A 16,635-nucleotide genomic window follows, 5' to 3' on the forward strand; every position below is an offset into this window, starting at 1 on the left:
TTCGACACGAGGTACAAAGGGCGCGGCGGTAGAGCGCCCTTTGAAACGCCGGCGAGTTTGTAAAACGAGAAAGACGAAACATGCCACGCAGGAATGACATTCAGAAGATTCTGGTGATCGGCTCTGGGCCGATTGTGATTGGGCAGTCGGCGGAGTTCGACTACTCCGGCACGCAGGCGTGCAAAGCGCTGCAGGCCGAGGGCTATGAGGTTGTTCTGGTCAACTCGAACCCTGCTTCGATCATGACCGATCCCGAGGTGGCCGACCGTACCTACATCGAGCCGCTGAACGCGGCCTATCTCGAAGAGATCATCCGGCTGGAGGCCGAGATGATGCCGGCGGGATCAGGCAAGTTTGCGCTGCTTCCTACGGTGGGCGGACAGACAGCGTTGAATCTCGCGGTCGATCTTGCCGACTCGGGCTTCCTTGAGAAGCACGGTGTTGAACTGATCGGCGCAAAGCTTGAGGCGATCAAGAAGGCCGAGGACCGTCTGCTGTTTAAGGATGCGATGAACAAGATCGGCCTCGACATGCCGAAGTCGCAGCTCGTCAACAACGTGAGCGCCGGGCTAGAGTTCGCCGGAAAGATTGGTTTTCCCGCGGTGATTCGGCCGAGCTTCACGCTAGGTGGCTCGGGCGGCGGCATCGCTTACAACCGCGAGGAAATGACAGAGATTCTGTCGCGTGGACTGGACCTCAGCCCAGTGCACGAGTGCCTGATTGAGGAGAGCGTGCTCGGCTGGAAGGAGTACGAGCTCGAGGTGATGCGCGATCTCAAAGACAACGTCATCATCATCTGCTCAATTGAGAACTTCGACCCGATGGGCGTGCATACGGGCGACTCGATCACCGTAGCCCCGGCCCAGACCCTGACCGACCGCGAGTACCAGGTGATGCGCGACGCCGCAATCAATGTGATCCGCGAGATCGGCGTCGAGACCGGTGGCAGCAACGTGCAGTTCGCCGTGAACCCGATCACCGGGCGCATGACCGTGATCGAGATGAACCCGCGCGTCTCGCGTTCGAGCGCTCTGGCTTCGAAGGCAACTGGCTTTCCCATCGCAAAGATCGCCGCCCGTCTCGCTGTCGGCTACACCCTGGATGAGATTCAGAACGACATCACGAAGGCCACGCCAGCCTGCTTCGAGCCGACGATCGATTACGTCGTCGTCAAAATTCCCAAGTGGCAGTTTGAGAAGTTCCCTGGCGCCGACGAGACGCTCGGGCCGCAGATGAAGTCGGTCGGCGAGGTGATGGCGATTGGCCGCACCTTCAAGGAATCGATGATGAAGGCAGTTCGCTCGCTCGAGACCGGGAAGAAGGCCACTGCAGATGACATCGAGCCACGCAGACTGACGCAGCGCCTCGTAACTCCTCATCCGGATCGCCTGACATATGTCCGCTACGCCTTTGAGCGCGGCATGTCTGTGCGCGAGATCGCACGTCTGACCTCGATGGACCCGTGGTTCCTGCACCAGATCAAGCAGATTACCGACGAGATCAAGGCGGTGGGCGCAACGAACATGGAAGCGGTGACCGCGGACCAGTTGCGGAGTGCCAAGCGGATGGGAATCTCTGACGAGCGACTGGCAGCAAGCTGGGGCCTGTCCGGCTCCGAGGGCACAGCTGCCGTTCGAGCGCTTCGTATGAAGCTTGGCGTCAAGCCGGTCTACAAGCTCGTCGATACCTGCGCAGCTGAGTTTGAGAGCTTCACGCCTTACCTCTACAGCTGCTACGAGGAAGAGGATGAAGCCACTCCGACGGGGAAGAAGAAGGTTCTGATTCTCGGCAGCGGTCCTAACCGCATCGGGCAGGGAATCGAGTTCGACTATTGCTGCTGCCACGCGGCCTTTGCGTTGCGTGAAGATGGCTACGAGACCGTCATGATCAACTGCAATCCTGAGACTGTCTCGACCGACTACGACACCAGCGACCGGCTGTACTTTGAGCCGCTGACGCTCGAAGATGTGCTTGCGGTCTATGAGCACGAGGCCTCCTCGGGCGCTGAGATCGGGATGATTGTGCAGTTCGGTGGCCAGACTCCGCTGAATCTGTCGCTGCCGCTGAAGAAGGCGGGCGTGCCAATCATCGGGACATCGCCGGAGTCGATCGACCTGGCCGAAGACCGCAAACGCTTCGGCAAGCTCATCGAGGACCTCAAGATCCCGCAGCCTGAGGGCGCGATGGCGACTAGCGTCGAGGAGGCTGTTGCAGGGGCCAATCGTGTTGGATATCCAGTATTGGTGCGGCCTTCGTACGTGCTCGGTGGCCGGGCCATGGTGATTGCATATGACGACGAGGCAGTTGTCCGTTACATGAGCACCGCGATCGAGTACTCGCAGGAGCGGCCGGTACTGATAGACCACTTTCTCGAAGACGCGACCGAGGTGGACGTCGATGCGTTGTGCGACGGCGATGATGTCGTTATCGCGGGCATCATGGAGCACATCGAGGAAGCCGGCATCCACTCGGGCGATTCGTCGTGCGTGCTGCCTGCGGTCGATCTGAGCAAGGATGTGCTCGATAGGATCCGAGACTACACGCGCAAGCTGGCCATGGCGCTCGATGTGCGAGGGTTGGTGAATATCCAGTTCGCCATCCAGCACGGCAAGGTGTACGTCATTGAGGTGAATCCGCGCGCCTCGCGTACGGTTCCGTATGTCTCGAAGGCCACCGGGATTCCTCTGGCCAAGATCGCCTCGCGGATCATGGTGGGTCGCAAGCTGAAGGAACTGCTGCCCGCGCAGGTCGCTTCTGGTGCGGACCTCGATACAGGCACGCACTTCTTCGTCAAATCGCCGGTCTTCCCATGGGGCAAGTTCCAGGGGGTAGACCCGGTACTTGGGCCGGAGATGCGATCGACCGGCGAGGTCATGGGCGTGGCGGACAACTTTGGCGAAGCCTTTGCCAAGGCTCAACTTGCGGCCGGGCAGGTGCTTCCGCTGAAGGGAACGATGTTCCTGAGCGTCAACGATCACGACAAAGATGGCGCTGTCTCGCTGGCCCGGCAGTTCGTCGAGATGGGCTTCCATCTCGTGGCGACCCATGGGACGGCAGCGGTGCTTGAGCAGGCGGGGCTGCAACCGGAGCGCGTCTACAAGGTGAAGGAAGGCCGACCGAACGTCGTGGACCTGATCAAGGGCGACCGGATTCAGTTGATCGTCAACACGCCGCACGGGCAGGATACTTTCTTCGATGAGAAGGCGATCCGAAGGGCGGCGGTACAGGCTCGTATACCTACGATTACGACGCTGGCGGCGGCACGGGCGGCGGCGGAGGGCATCTCAGCGCTGCAGCAGGGAAGCCTGAGCGTCTTGTCACTGCAGGAGTTGCACGCGGCGCGAACTGTTGCGGTTGAGGACTAGTTGTCTGAGCCCAACGCCAGGGAAGCTCCGATGGCGTAGCTGATCATGCAGAGGGGGATCCAGGTGCCGGCCAGCAGGCCGTCACCTGCCATCAGTCCGCTGCCGTGCTGGATGTCGAAGAAAGTGCGCCAGAGCTTCTCGAGTGCGCCGCAGTTCTCGCAGAGGCCGTTGCCTGTGGGCAGGTCGAGCACCCAGACGCAGACGATCGAGAAGACTACCAGGCCGGAGATCCAGACGTAGCGGGCGACGATGTTCTGCTGCATCCGCGCGACGAGGTAGCCTCCGATGAACGGAACGAGGAAGGCTAGCGCGGTCCCGATCAGCTTCGGCTGGACTGCGTCGGAATCCACGTGCGTCATCATGCCGCCTATCGCGACGATGGCGAGGAAGAAGACGGCCAGAAACGTGTGGGTGAGAAACCAGAAGGCCTCGCGGCCGAGGTCTCCGAGAGATTTGCCCTGCGTGATGTCTTGCTGCGGGTTCATGGCTCTACTGCCGAGGTTACCTGAATCGAGCTGCGTTACGCGAGAGTCTGGGTTACGTCTTTTGGGTCATGCTGTTCACTTCTTAGTGACCTGGGTTCTGCTGCGTCAAAGGAGGGGCGAAGCTTTTAGAATGAAGGCATGCTGCTTGAAGGACTCTTTCTCCCCCTTACGACGCCGTTTTATCCAGACGGCCGCCTGAATCTTCGCAAACTGGAACACAATGTTGACCGCGCATCGAAGACTCCGGTCGCCGGGCTGGTGGTGCTGAGCGAGCCGGGAGAGGCTGCGATGCTCTCCGATGAAGAGACCAAGGAGGCGCTGAGCGCTGCTATTGCAGTGGCGGTGGAGACCAAGGTGATGCTTGCGGGCGTCTCGCGGTCCAGCGTTGTTGCGACGCTTGAGTTGGCGGACGTGGCGGCCGGTCTTGGGTACGACGCCGTTCTGGTGAAGCGGCCTTCGATTCTGACGGCTGAGGCAGCGAGCGAGACGCTGACATACTTCAGGACCGTGGCCGATCGCGCGGCTGCTCCGGTGGTGCTCTATTCGACGAAGTGTGGTCCGCTGGCAGTGGAGTTGGTGGCCGAGCTGGCGGGGCATCCTCAGGTTCTTGGGTTGATGGATGAGGCTGCCGACGCGAGCCGTGTTGCAGCCATCGTGAAGGCGACCTCTGGCGTGAAGCGCGAGGTGACTGTGACGCATGTGTTTACTGCCGTGACGGGGCGGATGCAGGTTGCGAAGGCTGAGGCGGGGGCTGCGACCTTCGTCTCGGCGGAGACCCTGACTGAGGGAAGGGCTGCGGTTGCGGTGGCTCCTCCGAAACCCGCGATCAAGACACGTTCGAAGACAGTCGGATTTCAGGTTCTTGCAGCGAATACGGCGGCGATGCTTGCCGGCCTCAAGGCTGGGGCCTCGGGAGTAATGCCAGCGTTCGCTGCGGCGGCTCCCCAGGCGTGCTACGAGGTCTATGCGGCGTGGAAGGATGGCGACCTTCCGCTCGCCGAAGAGAAGCAGCAGCATCTGGCTGCAGCGGTCGCCGGAATTGAGGAGGCGCTGGGCGTTCCTGGGATCCGGTATGCTTCGGACCTGAATGGGTACTTCGGCGGCGCTCCGCGTCTGCCGCTGCTGCCTCTGACGGGAGCGGAGCGTCAGGCTGTGGAGCGGCTGATGGGCGGGATACGGAACTGAGCATCCCCGCCGTGGTCGTTTTTGTGCAAAGTCTTCGATCATAATGGTTTAAGTCTGGACTTGTTTTGAAAAGTATTGTTGTTATTGGTGTCCTGCCTGCAAAGTATTCTTTGTAAATGGTTTATGGACACAAAGAGAAGAGCCCCGGTTGCCCCGGGGCTCTTCTCTTTGTGTCTGGTTCTATTTTAGCGAATTGAGAGGAACTACTCTGCCATGGGGATATTGTTTACTTTGTTGGAGTTAAGTGCTTTGGGGGCTTGACAGAGTTTTCAATGATTATCCCTTTGAATTAGGAAAGGAAACCCCCGTATTGTGCCCAGACAATGCACAGTATCGTCAATTCCCGCGACCGCTTCTGAGTGGTTTAGTTGGTCTGCCGTTCAATCCGATTTACACGCGATTGAAGATCCTTCAGAGCGCGACAGTTGCGCGAGTTGAGCGGGATCAGGCAATCCAATCCAAAGCCGAAGAAACAGAAGTCAGCACCGGGATTGCTGGGGTAAGAACTTTGTCCAGACGAATGGACAAGAGCCGACCGAACGCTATAATCCACGTCCATGCTGGCAATCTGGACGTTTCTCACCGTTCATTGGGGAATCATCGTATCTGTCTGTACCGTAAGCGGCGGACTCGTGGGGTATGGGATGGGTTTGTGGAAGTCAAAAACCGATATCAAACTGTCACAAGTCCAGATCGACAAACTGACTTTAGAACTAGAACAAGCCCGACTGAACATCGAAACTAAAGCTGTTGCCCAAATGGTTTTGATAATGACAGACAGGCGCAAGGTTGAAGCAGGCACACAAAACCTCGCGTTTGATTTTGACGACCTGTGGTGTGCGATGGGCGAACCTTACGCATTGAGGCTTCATGCGGCTATCAATATGCTCACGGCAGAAGGTCGAGCAAAGAGAGCAGAATTTGCGAACGAGTGGATTTTCACTTAGAACGTCAAGTCTTTGTAAGGTAAAGGCTTTTTAGAAGCAAGATTCGTTAGCACCATCTCGAACATCCAAGGCTGCATCCGTCTGCGGTTGTACCGCCAGCAAAACTCCCCGAGATACCTGTCCAAATGCTCGGCGCTCAGTTAGTGATAGTTGCCGACGATCCCACGTTTGAACAGGCTAAAAGCGTTCTCTACGGTCTGATTCTGTACATTCCCCCCTCCGCGATGAGGCTGCGAAGGATGGGGCACCCGAATATCTGTGCTGCATTAGATGTGACTAGTGGTGTGGGGTGATGGGGACGCCCATGCCGTTCAGCTTGCTGCGGGCCTGCATGGCTTCAGGGGAGGTTGGAAAGCGCTGGATGAGGGTGCGGAGCTCTCGAACGCCGGCGTCGTTCTGCTTGAGCTGGAGCAGGGCCTGGCCCTTGTGGAGGTGAGAGACGGGAACCTTGTTGCTCTGCGGATATTGGTCGAGAACAATGTCGTAGTTCTTGATGGCTGCCGCGTACTTGCCGTTGCGATACTCGATCTCGCCCTGGTAGTAGGAGGCGTTGCCGGCTAGCGGATTGTCAGGGTAGTAGCGGATGACGTCGCCGAACTCTGAGGAGGCGAGGGTGTACTTGGCAGCCATATAGTCGCCGAGGGCGGTCTTGTAGAGATCGTCTGCGGGGGGAGCGGTGTTGGCTGCGGGGGGCAGGGTGGAGGCGTCGTTGGAGGCTACGGGGGAGCCTGCCGAGGGCTTGCCCTTGCGTGAGGGCGGCATGGCTGGTGCGGGTGCCGGTGCTGCGGCAGGAGGCGCGCTGGTGTCAGCAGGAGCCGCGCCTGAGGCTGACGGAGCGGGCATGTTCTGCTGCTGGTTCTGGATTTCCTGCATGACCTTCTCGAGACGGCTGAGGCGGGCCTTGATCTCGTCGAGGGAGTCGTTGAGGGACTGGACCTGGCCCGCGATCTGGTCGATCTTGGTACCCTGGGCGTCCTGCTGGACCTGGAGCTGCTTCTGGATAGCGCCGACGGCAGTGGACATCTTGTTCACGGAGTCAGCGTTCTGCTGAACGAGATCCTTGAGCACGCCCATGCGCTCGTCGTTGGACTGCTGGAGGCGCGCGACGGCGTCCTGAAGCTGCTGGACCTGCGTCTGGAGCTGGACCATGTCCTTGCTGACGGCGTGGGCTGCGGTGGCAGGCGCGAGCAGCACAGACGCGAGAGCGAGAGTGGCAAGGCGGATGGGAGCAGCCGGGAGGAAGCGGGATGTGTGAGGGCTCATGGTGATGCGCTCGTCTTTCGATATTTTGGCCGAGTAGTTTGCCGAGTATTTGGCCGAGTCGTTGGTGTGATCTTGCGAATGGTCTTGCGAATGATCTGCGGATCAATTGACCTTCGGATTAATTATGCTTCAGCCCTCGCGCGAGTGGTCCACGCGAGGGCTGGTGAAAGAATACAGGCGCCAAGTGCTACTGCAGCTTAGCGGTCGAGCGAGAACTGCGCACGACGGTTCTTCTGCCAGCAGCTCTCATTCTCGTCGGTGCAGAACTGCTTTTCCTTGCCGTAGGAGATAACGCGCAGGCGGCTGGCCGCGACGCCGGCGTTGACCAGGGCGGTACGGGCCGAGTTGGCGCGGTTTTCGCCGAGGGCGAGGTTGTACTCGGCCGAGCCGCGATCGTCGCAGTAGCCGCCGATCACGACCTTAATAGCCTGGTGCGCATTGAGGTACGAAGCGGCTTGCGAGACGGAGGTGTGAGCTTCGGGGCGCAGGTCGTAGCTGTCGTAGTCGTAGAAGATATCTTTCACGTTCTGCTGGAAAGCGGCCTCGCTGCCCATGTCGTCGTTGGCCGGCGGCGGAGTGGGCGCGACAGGGACGCGGACGGTGACACGGACGTTGGCCTCGGTGGTTCCGCTGTCGCCTTTGGCGGTGAGATGGAAGTTGGTCGAGTTGGACGGGGTTACTGTCTGGGTTCCGTTGGCGGGAACTTCGCCGATGCCGTCGATGGTGACGACGGTTGCGTTGTCGGTGCGCCAGTTGAGAACTACAGACTGGCCGAGGTCGATGGCCGCGGGGTCAGCCGTGATGGTTGCCGTAGGAGCGGGAGCAGGGGTGGGCGCCGGACCAAGGCTGTTGGGGTTAACTCCGCTTGCCTTCTTGTGACAACCAACGACAGCACTGATCATGATTGCGGTTGCTGCCAACGTAAGGACTCTGCGGAACGTGATCTGTATTGCGCTCATTGAAACTTCTCTCTCCTAGGGGCTGTGGGACTTCCAAATTGACCAAGGTGGAACTGCGTTGATTATCGCAGCAGGACAATACGACAAAGAGCAAAGATTACTTCCAACTCCAGTTTGGCATATCGGCTCCGGGACTCGTGAGCGGACGGCGCTGTGTGCCATCGGCAAGCATTGTCCAGATGCGGGTGTGGGCGGCTTTGCCGTCGGCTGAGTTTGCGTAGACGATGTGGCGGCCATCGGGGGACCATGACGGGAAGTCGCAGCGGCCGGAGTCGTGGGTTATCTGAATCCAGCGGTGGGCGCCGCTGGAGCCGGCCGCGACTTCGATGACGTAGATGTCCTGCCCGCCGGGGGCTCCGGGACCGTATTTGCGGTCCCAGGCGAAGGTGATGAACTGGCCGTTGGGCGACCATGAGGGCGAGGTGGCGTAGCCGGTGTCGGTGAGCCGGCTTACGGCAGAGCCGTCGGTGTCCATCATGTAGAGCTGAGGAAGACCGGAGCGGCCGCTGATCCAGGCGAGTTGCGCGCCGGTCTTGGGATTGAAGACGGGCGAGACGTCAGGGCCACGAAAGCTGGTGACGCGATGGGAGCCGCCGCCGTTGGCGTCGCCGATCCATATCTCGGGGTCTCCGCTACGTGAGGAGGAGAAGGCCAGGTTGCGGCCGTCAGGCGACCAGGCTGGGGAGAGATTGGTCCCGCCAACCGAGGGGAAGGCGACCATGCGGCTGAGGACCAGTGAGTACATGCGGATCTGGAATCCGTCGCGGCCGAGGGAGGAGAAGGCGAGACGTGTGTTGTCGGGCGAGACGCGGGGTGAGATGGAGACGGTTCCGAGGTGGGTGACGGGATGCTGGTTGGCGCCGTCGTAATCCATCTCCCAGATCTCCTTGTCGCCGTTGCCCACGATTTTGACGTAGTAGATCTTGGTCTCGGCGATGCCGGGGATGCCACCGCCGAGGCGGAAGATGATCTCGTCGGCGAAGCGGTGGGCGATCTGGCGGGCGGAGTCTTCGGTGGCGTCCTCGTTGTACTGCTTGGCGAGGACCTGGGGGTACTGGGTGTTCTTGGCGTCGAAGAGGAAGCCGCTGACGACGGCGCGATTGTTCTGAACGCTGAAGGCACCGAAGGCAACCATGGCGGCAGAGGCCGGCGCGTTAGACCACTGCGTGAGGTTAATCTCAGCGGGTGCACCTGGCGTCAATTGCGGGAGGAGGCTCTTGGAGACGATGTCGAAGATGCCTGCGGTGGCGAGGTCGTTGTAGAGGGTGGTGTCGAAGGTGCGCTTGAGCGGGGTGGTCTGCGGGTCAGCGAGGGTCGCTTTGAAGTCTGCGACGGCGATGCGAATGTTGGCTACGCCGGTGGAGGTCTCAGTCTTGAACCAGTCCTGCGCATGGAGAGCCGTGCTTGCGACAAACAGGATGGTCAGCGCTGCGAGCAATAGACTTGGTTGCCGTACTGGAGAAGCAGTGTGAGGTCGAAGCGGATGAAATGTCATCTCTTACATGGTAGACGCAAAGTGCGTGCCAGAGGTTACTCGAAAGCAGGCTCCTTGAGAATCAAGAGTGATACGAGGTTGCCGGTTATCGCCCAGAGGATGGCGTGTTTGATTGCGCCTACGGTTGTGTGTAGTGGAAGGTGTATTCGACGGTGATCTGGCTGCCAGCGGGCAGAGGGCCGAAGCCTTCGACGCGCTGTACGGCGCGGAGGGCGGACTGGTCGAGCGAGGGTGAGCCGCTGCGAGTCTCGATGCGCGGGTTGGAGGGCGTGCCGTCGCGGTTGATGTCGAAGAGGACGGTGACGCTCTTGCCGGCTGAGGCGCGGGGGTCGGCCTCCTGGGTGTACCAGTTCTGAGCGACGGCGCGGTTGACGATGTTGACGTAGTAGGCGAAGCGCGAGCCGAAGGCGCGGTCCTGCACGGCTACACTGGCGGTGCCGTTTTTGAGCTCCATAGTGGCCTGCGGGATGCGGATGCCTGCGGTCTCGCCGGTGGTGGCCTTGGTGGGCTGCTCAGGCGCTGGCTGCGGGTGCTTGGGTGGCGCTGGCGTGGGCTTCTCAGCCGGCTTGATGGGTTTGGTGATTTTTTCGGGGATGGGGACTTCGTCGGGCTTGGGTGGCGGCTCGGTCTTCTCTTTGGCCGTGATGGGCGCGGGGCTCGGGGCTTCGGAGGTGAGAACTCCTGTGTCGAGATCACGCTGCTTCGGAGGCAGCGGAATGGAGGCGACCATGGTGGCCTGGATGGCTCCGGCGGTGGAGGCCTGCTCGCCCCACTGGGCGCCGCGGAGGTGAAACCAGGCGAGGCCGATGATGGCTCCGGTGACGGCAGCGTGGAGGATGAGGCTGCCGGCGAACGAGCCGCCGAAGTGGTCGTCGTAGGAGTCGCCGTGGGGGCTGAGTTTGAGCGAGGAGGCCATGGTTCAGAGGATTTCGCTACTTATTCTCGATGGGCCGGGTGACGATGCTGATGTTGGTGATGCCGGCCAGCTTGACGGCGTCCATGACGGAGGCGAAGGCCCCGAAGGGAACGCGCTCGTCGGCGCGGAGATAGATGACGCGTTTGGCGGGGTCGCCTTTGCCAGTGCTTTTGAGGATGCTGGGGAGCTGGTTCACGTTGACAGGTTTGTCCTGGAGAAAGACGTTCTGCTCCTTGTCGATGGTGACGACCATGCGCTCTTCGGTGACTTGATTGACGGACCGCGTCTTGGGAATGGCGACGTCGATGCCGGACTGCAGGACAGGAGCCGTCAGCATGAAGATGAGCAGGAGCACGAGGACGACGTCGACGAGAGGTGTGATGTTGATCTCGGCGAGCGTGGTCTGGGTGTGTCCTTTGGAGGAGAAGGCCATCGCTAGAAGCTCCTCCGGCGGGGTTCTTCAATGGGAGCGTAAGTGGCCGCGGGCGGCTGAGGCTGTTGCGGCGGGGTCAGCATGGCGGCGTTCTCGATGGCGTTGAGGAGCTCGCGGCCGAAGTCGTCCATGCGCGCGGCGAATTCGCGGAGGCGGGCGGTGAGCTGGTTGTAGCCGACGACGGCGGGGATGGCGACGGCGAGGCCGGCGGCGGTGGTGATGAGGGCTTCGGAGATTCCGGGGGCGACGGCGCGTAGCGTGGCGGAGCCTGCCTGGCCGAGGCCGTGGAAGGCGTCGATGATTCCCATGACGGTTCCGAATAGGCCGATAAAGGGAGCGATGGCAGCAATGGTGGCGAGCCAGGTCATGCGGCTCTCCATGGCGGTGAGGGCTTCGGAGGCTGCGGTCTGGGCGGCGCGCTCGAGGGCGACGGGGTTGCGCGGGAGTCCGCGGCCACTGTTCTGGCGCTGGTACTCGTCGTGGATCTCGTTGAAGACAGCGACGAGCGGACTGGGCTTGAACTGATCGGCGACGGCGGCAATCTCGCTCAGGCGGCTGGATTTTCGGAAGGCGCGGATGAAGCGCAGGCCCTGAGTGTGCGCCCTCGAGAAGCTGGACCACTTGGAGAACATGATGGCCCAGGAGAAGATGCTGCAGAGGAGAAGGATGACGAGCACCGTGAAGGCGACGGGGCCGCTGTTGTGAATCATCTCAGCCAGAGCACTGCTGCTGGGAGCCGGGGGAGGGGCTGCGGCTGTGTCGTCCTGAAAGAAGGCCAGTGCAAGGGCGAGGATAGAAACCATAGTTGTTAATCCACCTGCAGATAGTGTAAATCGTTCGGGCGGTGCAGCTAAACAAGGAGGCAGCATCCGGCTTGATGCTGGGGACGTATTTATTCCCAAAAATCGCCCCCCCAAGCAGTTAGTGAAGGCTTACGAAAACAAATGTGGTAAGGGGAAGGGTGTGTGCTAACCTTTCCGCGAAAATCGAAAGGATTTCGGATGGACGAGCCACAGACCGAAGTTTTCATTGAAGATATTGGCACCCCAGGGACGACACTCAATGCACATTCGCCAATACAGGAAGCTCACATCGACTTTCTTCTCGAAGAAGAATTTGCGAGCAACCCTGAATTCCTCACGTTCTTTCTCAGCACTGCTTCTGCGAATGTTGCCATTAATGAAAAAGGAGAAAAATTCCTTATTCCCGCTTCGAATGAGCAGTGGGGCTGCCGTTCTGCTCGCTCAGTTACGACATCAGCCGGCGAATCCGATGTTCTCGTTATTTACAGGTCCTCAGACCCTACTCCTTGTAGAGTCGCAATTTTGATTGAAGACAAGATCAAAGCAGGATTTCAACGAGAGCAGGCAAAACGTTACAGGGACCGGGCGAAGACGGGCGTGGCAAAGACTGGGATGAATTCTGGACTTGCCTCGTTGCGCCGGAGAAGTACAGCTCTTCTTCATCTGGCTTCGATGCACGTGTTTCCTTGGAAAGTATTGATAAATTTTTCAAAGGGCGAGAAGACCAAAGATCCAAGTTTAAGGGTGATGTAATCCGGCGTGCACTCGATCACTTCGCGGCAAGCGGAGTACAGAATGTCGATTCAACGATGACAGCCTTTCGCCATTTTTATGCGGAAGAGGCTGCACGCTATTTCGCAAAAACTGCTTTGACGTGGGAGGCCGCACGAGATGCTTGGTACAACGATAGCTGGTTCTGTTTTCGAAGTAGAGAACTGCCAAAGGGAGTTGTAATTGTTCACAAGCCCAGGTTTGCTGCTGTAGATTTCGCATTTAGCAATACTAGAAAAGAAGAATTAGAGCGGGCGCTTGCTCGATGTACGAACCCTGAAGGATTAGAACCAGTACAAACCAGCAAAAGCGCTTCAATTCGCCTTTCTGTTCCACTGATTTCGGACTTTGGGAGTACAGAACAGAACAAGGAAAATATTTTTGCGGCATTTGATGCTGTAAATCGGCTTGTGCAATTCTGGGGACAGAATAAAGCGATACTTCAAGAGCTGGTGGAAGCGAAATCGAATTCAGTGCCAAATTACGAATCGAATCAGAACTGGGCCACGTTGCGTGCTGTAGAGGCAATGCTGCACGGATTAATCCGGGTACGCATGATTGAGTTCAATGCTGACCCTGGACTTAAGCTCCCCGACTTGGTAGCCATGGCGAAGCATAAAGAGTCAAAGATCTGGTTTCCTGTACCTGGAATGGCTGGGGGATTTGATATCCGCCTGGTCCAGAGCGACGATTCAAAGCCTGTAATTATTGCAAGCAGCGGCAGCAGAATCGGGGATGGCTGGATGCGGCACAAAGTCACACTCTTCGAGGTGACTTCCAAATCTATCGACTATCTGTCTGAGCCATCGCTGGACGAGTGGGCTGCCAGCTTCAAACCATTCACTCAACATCCCTCAGAATGATTCACATCCATCAGGTTTGCTATTCTCGCGGTACATCGTTGCCTGAGGCCTGAAGATGCTGCTGGAGTTGCGCGCGGAAAACTATGCTGTGATCGATCGTGCGGTCGCTTCGTTTGGGACTGGACTGAATCTTCTGACGGGCGAGACGGGCGCGGGGAAGTCGATCCTGATCGATGCGCTGGTGCTCCTGCTGGGAGGGAAGGCCTCTTCTGATGTCGTGCGGCATGGCGCGGAGAAGGCGGTTGTGGGGTGTGTCTTCGAGATGACGCCGGGCGCGGGGGAGATCCTTGAGGCGAATGGAATCGACGTTGAGGAAGAGCAGGTTTTGCTGCGGCGCGAAATTCTGGCCAACGGCAAGGGACGGGTGTTTGTGAACAATCAGCCGGCGACGGTGGGAGTGCTGCGGCAACTGGCTCCGGAGCTGGCGCTGGTGCATGCGCAGAGCGAGACGCTGAGCTCGTTCGACCAGGCGCAGCAGAGAGGGTTGTTGGACCGGTTCGGTGCGATTGCGACGGATGCAGTTGCGGCGGCGTTTGCCGCCTGGCGCGCGACGACGGACAGGCTGGAGGAGTTGCAGTCGGCTGAGCAGGACCGGCTGCGGATGGCTGACCTGTGGCGGTTTCAGAGCAGGGAGATCGAGCAGGCCGGGTTGAGCTCCGAAGACGAGGACGTGCAGCTTGAGGCCGAGAAGCGCGTGCTCGGCAACTCGGAGAGGCTCTTTACGGCGGCGATGAGTGCGCATGAGCTGCTGTATGAGAGCGAAAGCTCAGCCGAGACGACGCTGGGGGCGGCGCTGAAGCATGTGGAGGAGTTGGCGCGGTTCGACGCGCGGTTTGCGGAGCCGGCGCAGCAGTTGGCCGCGGCCAAGGCGATTGTGGAGGATGTCGACGCGGGAGTCAGGGACTTCGCGGACACGATCAACGCCTCTCCGGGGAGACTGGAGGAGATCGAGGACCGGTTGGCAACGCTGGATCGACTGAAGCGAAAGTATGGGCAGACGTTGGCGGAGGTGATGGCGTTTGGCACGGAGGCTTCGCAGAAGCTGGCCGAGGTGGAGAACCGCGATGCGCTGCTGGTTGAACTGAAGGCGAAGCAAGAGAAGGACGCAGCGGCGTATGAGACGGCAGCGGCGGCGTTGACGGCCGCGCGTGCTGACGCAGCCAAGCGGCTGGAGAAGCTGGCCGTTGCGCAGATCAATGATCTGGCCATGAATGTGAAGTTTCATGTGCGAGTGAAGGCGGAAAAGGCACTCGAGCGCTGGGCGGCGCATGGATGGGACGAGGTGGAGTGCCTGATTGCGACGAATGCGGGGGAGCCGGTGAAGCCGCTGCATGAGATTGCCTCGGGCGGCGAGATGTCGCGGGTGATGCTGGCGCTGAAGGTGACGGTGGAGGAAGGCGTCGCTGGGGGTGGGAGGAAGAAGAAGACTCCGCTGCCGCGGACGCTGGTGTTTGATGAGATCGATATTGGGATTGGTGGGCGAGCGGCTGAGGCCGTGGGGAGAAAGCTGAAGACGCTTTCGAAGGGACAGCAGGTGTTGTGCATTACGCATCTGCCGCAGATTGCTGCGTTTGGCGACCAGCATCTGCTGATTGAGAAGACTGAGAAGCGCGGGCGGACGCAGACGGATGTCCGGGTGATGGAAGAGGCCGAGCGGACGCAGGAGATTGCCCGGATGCTGAGCGGGGCGAAGCTGACAGAGACAAGTCTTAGGCACGCGGAGCAGTTGATCGAAAGCAGCCGCTGACCGCACATCTTTGCACGATTGGGAGGCATCCGACTGTGCAGGGCTATGGGAGGTCCAACGCTATGGCTGCGGTTCCTCAGAAGTGCGCCAAGGACGGCTGTAACTGCATGGCAGCGCCGGGCAGCAAGTACTGCTCAATCCAGTGTGAGGATTCGAAGAAGTTTATGACGCTGCGTTGCCAGTGTGGCCATGCGGATTGTGCCCACTAAAGCGGAGTGAAGATGAAGTTGTGGGCGATGGCAGGTATTTCCTGTGCCATCAGGGCGCGTAGCGATTCTGCGTTTAGGTTCAGCTACTTAGGGAGATAATGCTGTCTGGAAGGACGCACCATGGATGGTTCCGTTTTTGGGTTAATGAAACCGTAAACGCTGTATACTAAACAGGTGACGACGACTCTTGACCAGGCAGCCGTAACCGGCGCGAACACCTCTTCCAAGACAAAACGAGTTCTTCTTCTCAAGCCCCGTGGCTTCTGCGCCGGTGTGGTGCGTGCAATCGATATCGTGCGTATTGCGCTGGAGACATTTGGCGCGCCGATCTATGTGCGCAAGGAGATTGTGCATAACAGTTATGTGGTCAATGACTTGTCGAAGAAGGGCGCAATCTTCGTCAATGAGTTGGATGAAGTTCCTGAGGGAGCGCGGGTTATCTACTCGGCGCATGGCGTCTCGCCGGCGGTGCGTGAGCGCGCGAAGGAACGCGGTCTGAAGGTGGTGGATGCGACCTGCCCGCTGGTGACAAAGGTCCACGTGGAGGCGATCAAGTTCGCCAAGCAAGGGTATTCGCTGGTGCTGGTGGGGCATCGCGATCACGAAGAGGTCGAGGGAACGCAGGGTGAGGCCCCGGATGTGACGCAGGTGGTTTCGACTGTGGCTGAGGTCGAGGCGTTGGTGGTGCCGGACCCGAACAAGGTGGCGTACCTGACGCAGACGACGCTTTCGCTGGATGAAGCGAAGTACATGATCAATGCGCTGAAAAAGAAGTTTCCCAATATTGTGGGTCCGCACGCGCAGGACATCTGCTATGCGACGGAGAACCGCCAGACGGCGGTGAAGAATGTGGCGCATGGCGCTGATGTTGTACTGGTGGTGGGTTCGCGGAACAGCTCGAACTCGAACCGATTGGTTGAGGTTTCCCAAAACCTCGGGACGAACTCGTTTTTGATCGACAAGGCGGAGGACATTCAGCCCCTGTGGCTGAATGGGGCCGATACGGTAGCGGTGACGGCTGGTGCGTCCGCGCCGGAGGTTCTGGTGCAGGATGTCGTCGCGTATTTGCAGGCCAAGGGTTACGACTCTGTTGATGAAGTAGAAGTGATGCCCGAAAACGTACGCTTCGGCCTTCCGCCGGAGATCGTCCAAGCCATTGCGTCCGCTCCTCCGGTGGCCCGGTAGGCAGCGCGG

14 protein-coding genes are annotated in these 16,635 nt (G+C 59.5%); 7 read left to right on the forward strand and 7 right to left on the reverse strand.

The genetic code is table 11. From position 1 onward, the window contains the following. The first annotated feature begins 80 nt into the window (after positions 1-80). Positions 81-3,365, forward strand: coding sequence for a carbamoyl-phosphate synthase large subunit (carB, locus tag OHL16_RS03130; RefSeq protein ID WP_263365603.1), 3,285 nt, complete (start codon positions 81-83; stop codon positions 3,363-3,365). Here the strand turns inward: carB and OHL16_RS03135 are convergent. Next, entirely contained in the window at positions 3,362-3,850 is a 489-nt protein-coding gene (locus OHL16_RS03135; protein WP_263365604.1) for a hypothetical protein, read from the reverse strand. The genes carB and OHL16_RS03135 overlap by 4 nt on opposite strands. A 138-nt stretch (positions 3,851-3,988) precedes the next feature. On the opposite strand from OHL16_RS03135, the gene OHL16_RS03140 reads away from it, so the two are divergent. After that, positions 3,989-5,035 carry a dihydrodipicolinate synthase family protein gene (locus OHL16_RS03140; protein ID WP_263365605.1) on the forward strand — a complete coding sequence of 349 codons (1,047 nt, stop codon included), beginning with the start codon at positions 3,989-3,991 and terminating at the stop codon, positions 5,033-5,035. Positions 5,036-5,592: 557 nt separating this feature from the next. Further along, the gene (locus OHL16_RS03145; protein WP_263365606.1) at positions 5,593-5,982 is read left to right on the forward strand and encodes a hypothetical protein; all 390 of its coding nucleotides are present in this window, start codon (positions 5,593-5,595) and stop codon (positions 5,980-5,982) included. 276 nt (positions 5,983-6,258) lie between these two features. Here the strand turns inward: OHL16_RS03145 and OHL16_RS03150 are convergent, their stop codons facing one another. From OHL16_RS03150 to OHL16_RS03175, 6 genes are all read right to left on the reverse strand, one after another. Beyond that, positions 6,259-7,245 carry a tetratricopeptide repeat protein gene (locus OHL16_RS03150; protein WP_263365607.1) on the reverse strand — a complete coding sequence of 329 codons (987 nt, stop codon included), beginning with the start codon at positions 7,243-7,245 and terminating at the stop codon, positions 6,259-6,261. 197 nt (positions 7,246-7,442) lie between these two features. Continuing rightward, positions 7,443-8,204, reverse strand: coding sequence for an OmpA family protein (locus tag OHL16_RS03155; RefSeq protein WP_263365608.1), 762 nt, complete (start codon positions 8,202-8,204; stop codon positions 7,443-7,445). A gap of 97 nt (positions 8,205-8,301) precedes the next feature. After that, positions 8,302-9,699 carry a translocation protein TolB gene (locus OHL16_RS03160; protein ID WP_263365609.1) on the reverse strand — a complete coding sequence of 466 codons (1,398 nt, stop codon included), beginning with the start codon at positions 9,697-9,699 and terminating at the stop codon, positions 8,302-8,304. A gap of 118 nt (positions 9,700-9,817) precedes the next feature. Beyond that, complete coding sequence (locus OHL16_RS03165; protein ID WP_263365610.1) at positions 9,818-10,615, reverse strand: TonB family protein; 798 nt, start codon at positions 10,613-10,615, stop codon at positions 9,818-9,820. A gap of 16 nt (positions 10,616-10,631) precedes the next feature. After that, on the reverse strand, positions 10,632-11,048 hold the full coding sequence (locus OHL16_RS03170) for an ExbD/TolR family protein (RefSeq protein ID WP_263365611.1): 417 nt from the start codon (positions 11,046-11,048) through the stop codon (positions 10,632-10,634). Positions 11,049-11,050: 2 nt separating this feature from the next. Beyond that, positions 11,051-11,851 carry a MotA/TolQ/ExbB proton channel family protein gene (locus OHL16_RS03175; protein ID WP_263365612.1) on the reverse strand — a complete coding sequence of 267 codons (801 nt, stop codon included), beginning with the start codon at positions 11,849-11,851 and terminating at the stop codon, positions 11,051-11,053. Positions 11,852-12,049: 198 nt separating this feature from the next. Between OHL16_RS03175 and OHL16_RS03180 the strand changes: the two genes are divergently transcribed. The 4 genes from OHL16_RS03180 (at position 12,050) to OHL16_RS03195 (ending at position 16,626) form a co-directional block, all read left to right on the forward strand. Next, positions 12,050-12,604 carry a hypothetical protein gene (locus tag OHL16_RS03180; RefSeq protein ID WP_263365613.1) on the forward strand — a complete coding sequence of 185 codons (555 nt, stop codon included), beginning with the start codon at positions 12,050-12,052 and terminating at the stop codon, positions 12,602-12,604. A 56-nt stretch (positions 12,605-12,660) separates the two neighbouring features. Next, positions 12,661-13,485: a hypothetical protein gene (locus OHL16_RS03185; protein WP_263365614.1), complete on the forward strand. Its 825-nt coding sequence runs from the start codon at positions 12,661-12,663 to the stop codon at positions 13,483-13,485. A gap of 55 nt (positions 13,486-13,540) precedes the next feature. After that, the gene (gene recN / locus OHL16_RS03190; protein WP_263365615.1) at positions 13,541-15,232 is read left to right on the forward strand and encodes a DNA repair protein RecN; all 1,692 of its coding nucleotides are present in this window, start codon (positions 13,541-13,543) and stop codon (positions 15,230-15,232) included. A gap of 383 nt (positions 15,233-15,615) precedes the next feature. After that, entirely contained in the window at positions 15,616-16,626 is a 1,011-nt protein-coding gene (locus OHL16_RS03195; RefSeq protein ID WP_263365616.1) for a 4-hydroxy-3-methylbut-2-enyl diphosphate reductase, read from the forward strand. Positions 16,627-16,635 lie beyond the last annotated feature (9 nt).

It is taken from the genome of Edaphobacter bradus, from assembly GCF_025685645.1.
In the GTDB taxonomy this organism is placed as follows: Bacteria; Acidobacteriota; Terriglobia; order Terriglobales; family Acidobacteriaceae; genus Edaphobacter; species Edaphobacter bradus.

Bases quoted from the DNA above. Each gene is read 5' to 3' on its own strand.
- OHL16_RS03150 (WP_263365607.1), bottom strand. From the start codon at position 7,245: ATGAGCCCTCACACATCCCGCTTCCTCCCGGCTGCTCCCATCCGCCTT.
- recN (WP_263365615.1), top strand. From the start codon at position 13,541: ATGCTGCTGGAGTTGCGCGCGGAAAACTATGCTGTGATCGATCGTGCG.
- OHL16_RS03135 (WP_263365604.1), bottom strand. From the start codon at position 3,850: ATGAACCCGCAGCAAGACATCACGCAGGGCAAATCTCTCGGAGACCTC.
- OHL16_RS03165 (WP_263365610.1), bottom strand. From the start codon at position 10,615: ATGGCCTCCTCGCTCAAACTCAGCCCCCACGGCGACTCCTACGACGAC.
- OHL16_RS03160 (WP_263365609.1), bottom strand. From the start codon at position 9,699: ATGACATTTCATCCGCTTCGACCTCACACTGCTTCTCCAGTACGGCAA.
- OHL16_RS03185 (WP_263365614.1), top strand. From the start codon at position 12,661: ATGACAGCCTTTCGCCATTTTTATGCGGAAGAGGCTGCACGCTATTTC.
- carB (WP_263365603.1), top strand. From the start codon at position 81: ATGCCACGCAGGAATGACATTCAGAAGATTCTGGTGATCGGCTCTGGG.
- OHL16_RS03175 (WP_263365612.1), bottom strand. From the start codon at position 11,851: ATGGTTTCTATCCTCGCCCTTGCACTGGCCTTCTTTCAGGACGACACA.
- OHL16_RS03180 (WP_263365613.1), top strand. From the start codon at position 12,050: ATGGACGAGCCACAGACCGAAGTTTTCATTGAAGATATTGGCACCCCA.
- OHL16_RS03140 (WP_263365605.1), top strand. From the start codon at position 3,989: ATGCTGCTTGAAGGACTCTTTCTCCCCCTTACGACGCCGTTTTATCCA.
- OHL16_RS03145 (WP_263365606.1), top strand. From the start codon at position 5,593: ATGCTGGCAATCTGGACGTTTCTCACCGTTCATTGGGGAATCATCGTA.
- OHL16_RS03170 (WP_263365611.1), bottom strand. From the start codon at position 11,048: ATGGCCTTCTCCTCCAAAGGACACACCCAGACCACGCTCGCCGAGATC.
- OHL16_RS03155 (WP_263365608.1), bottom strand. From the start codon at position 8,204: ATGAGCGCAATACAGATCACGTTCCGCAGAGTCCTTACGTTGGCAGCA.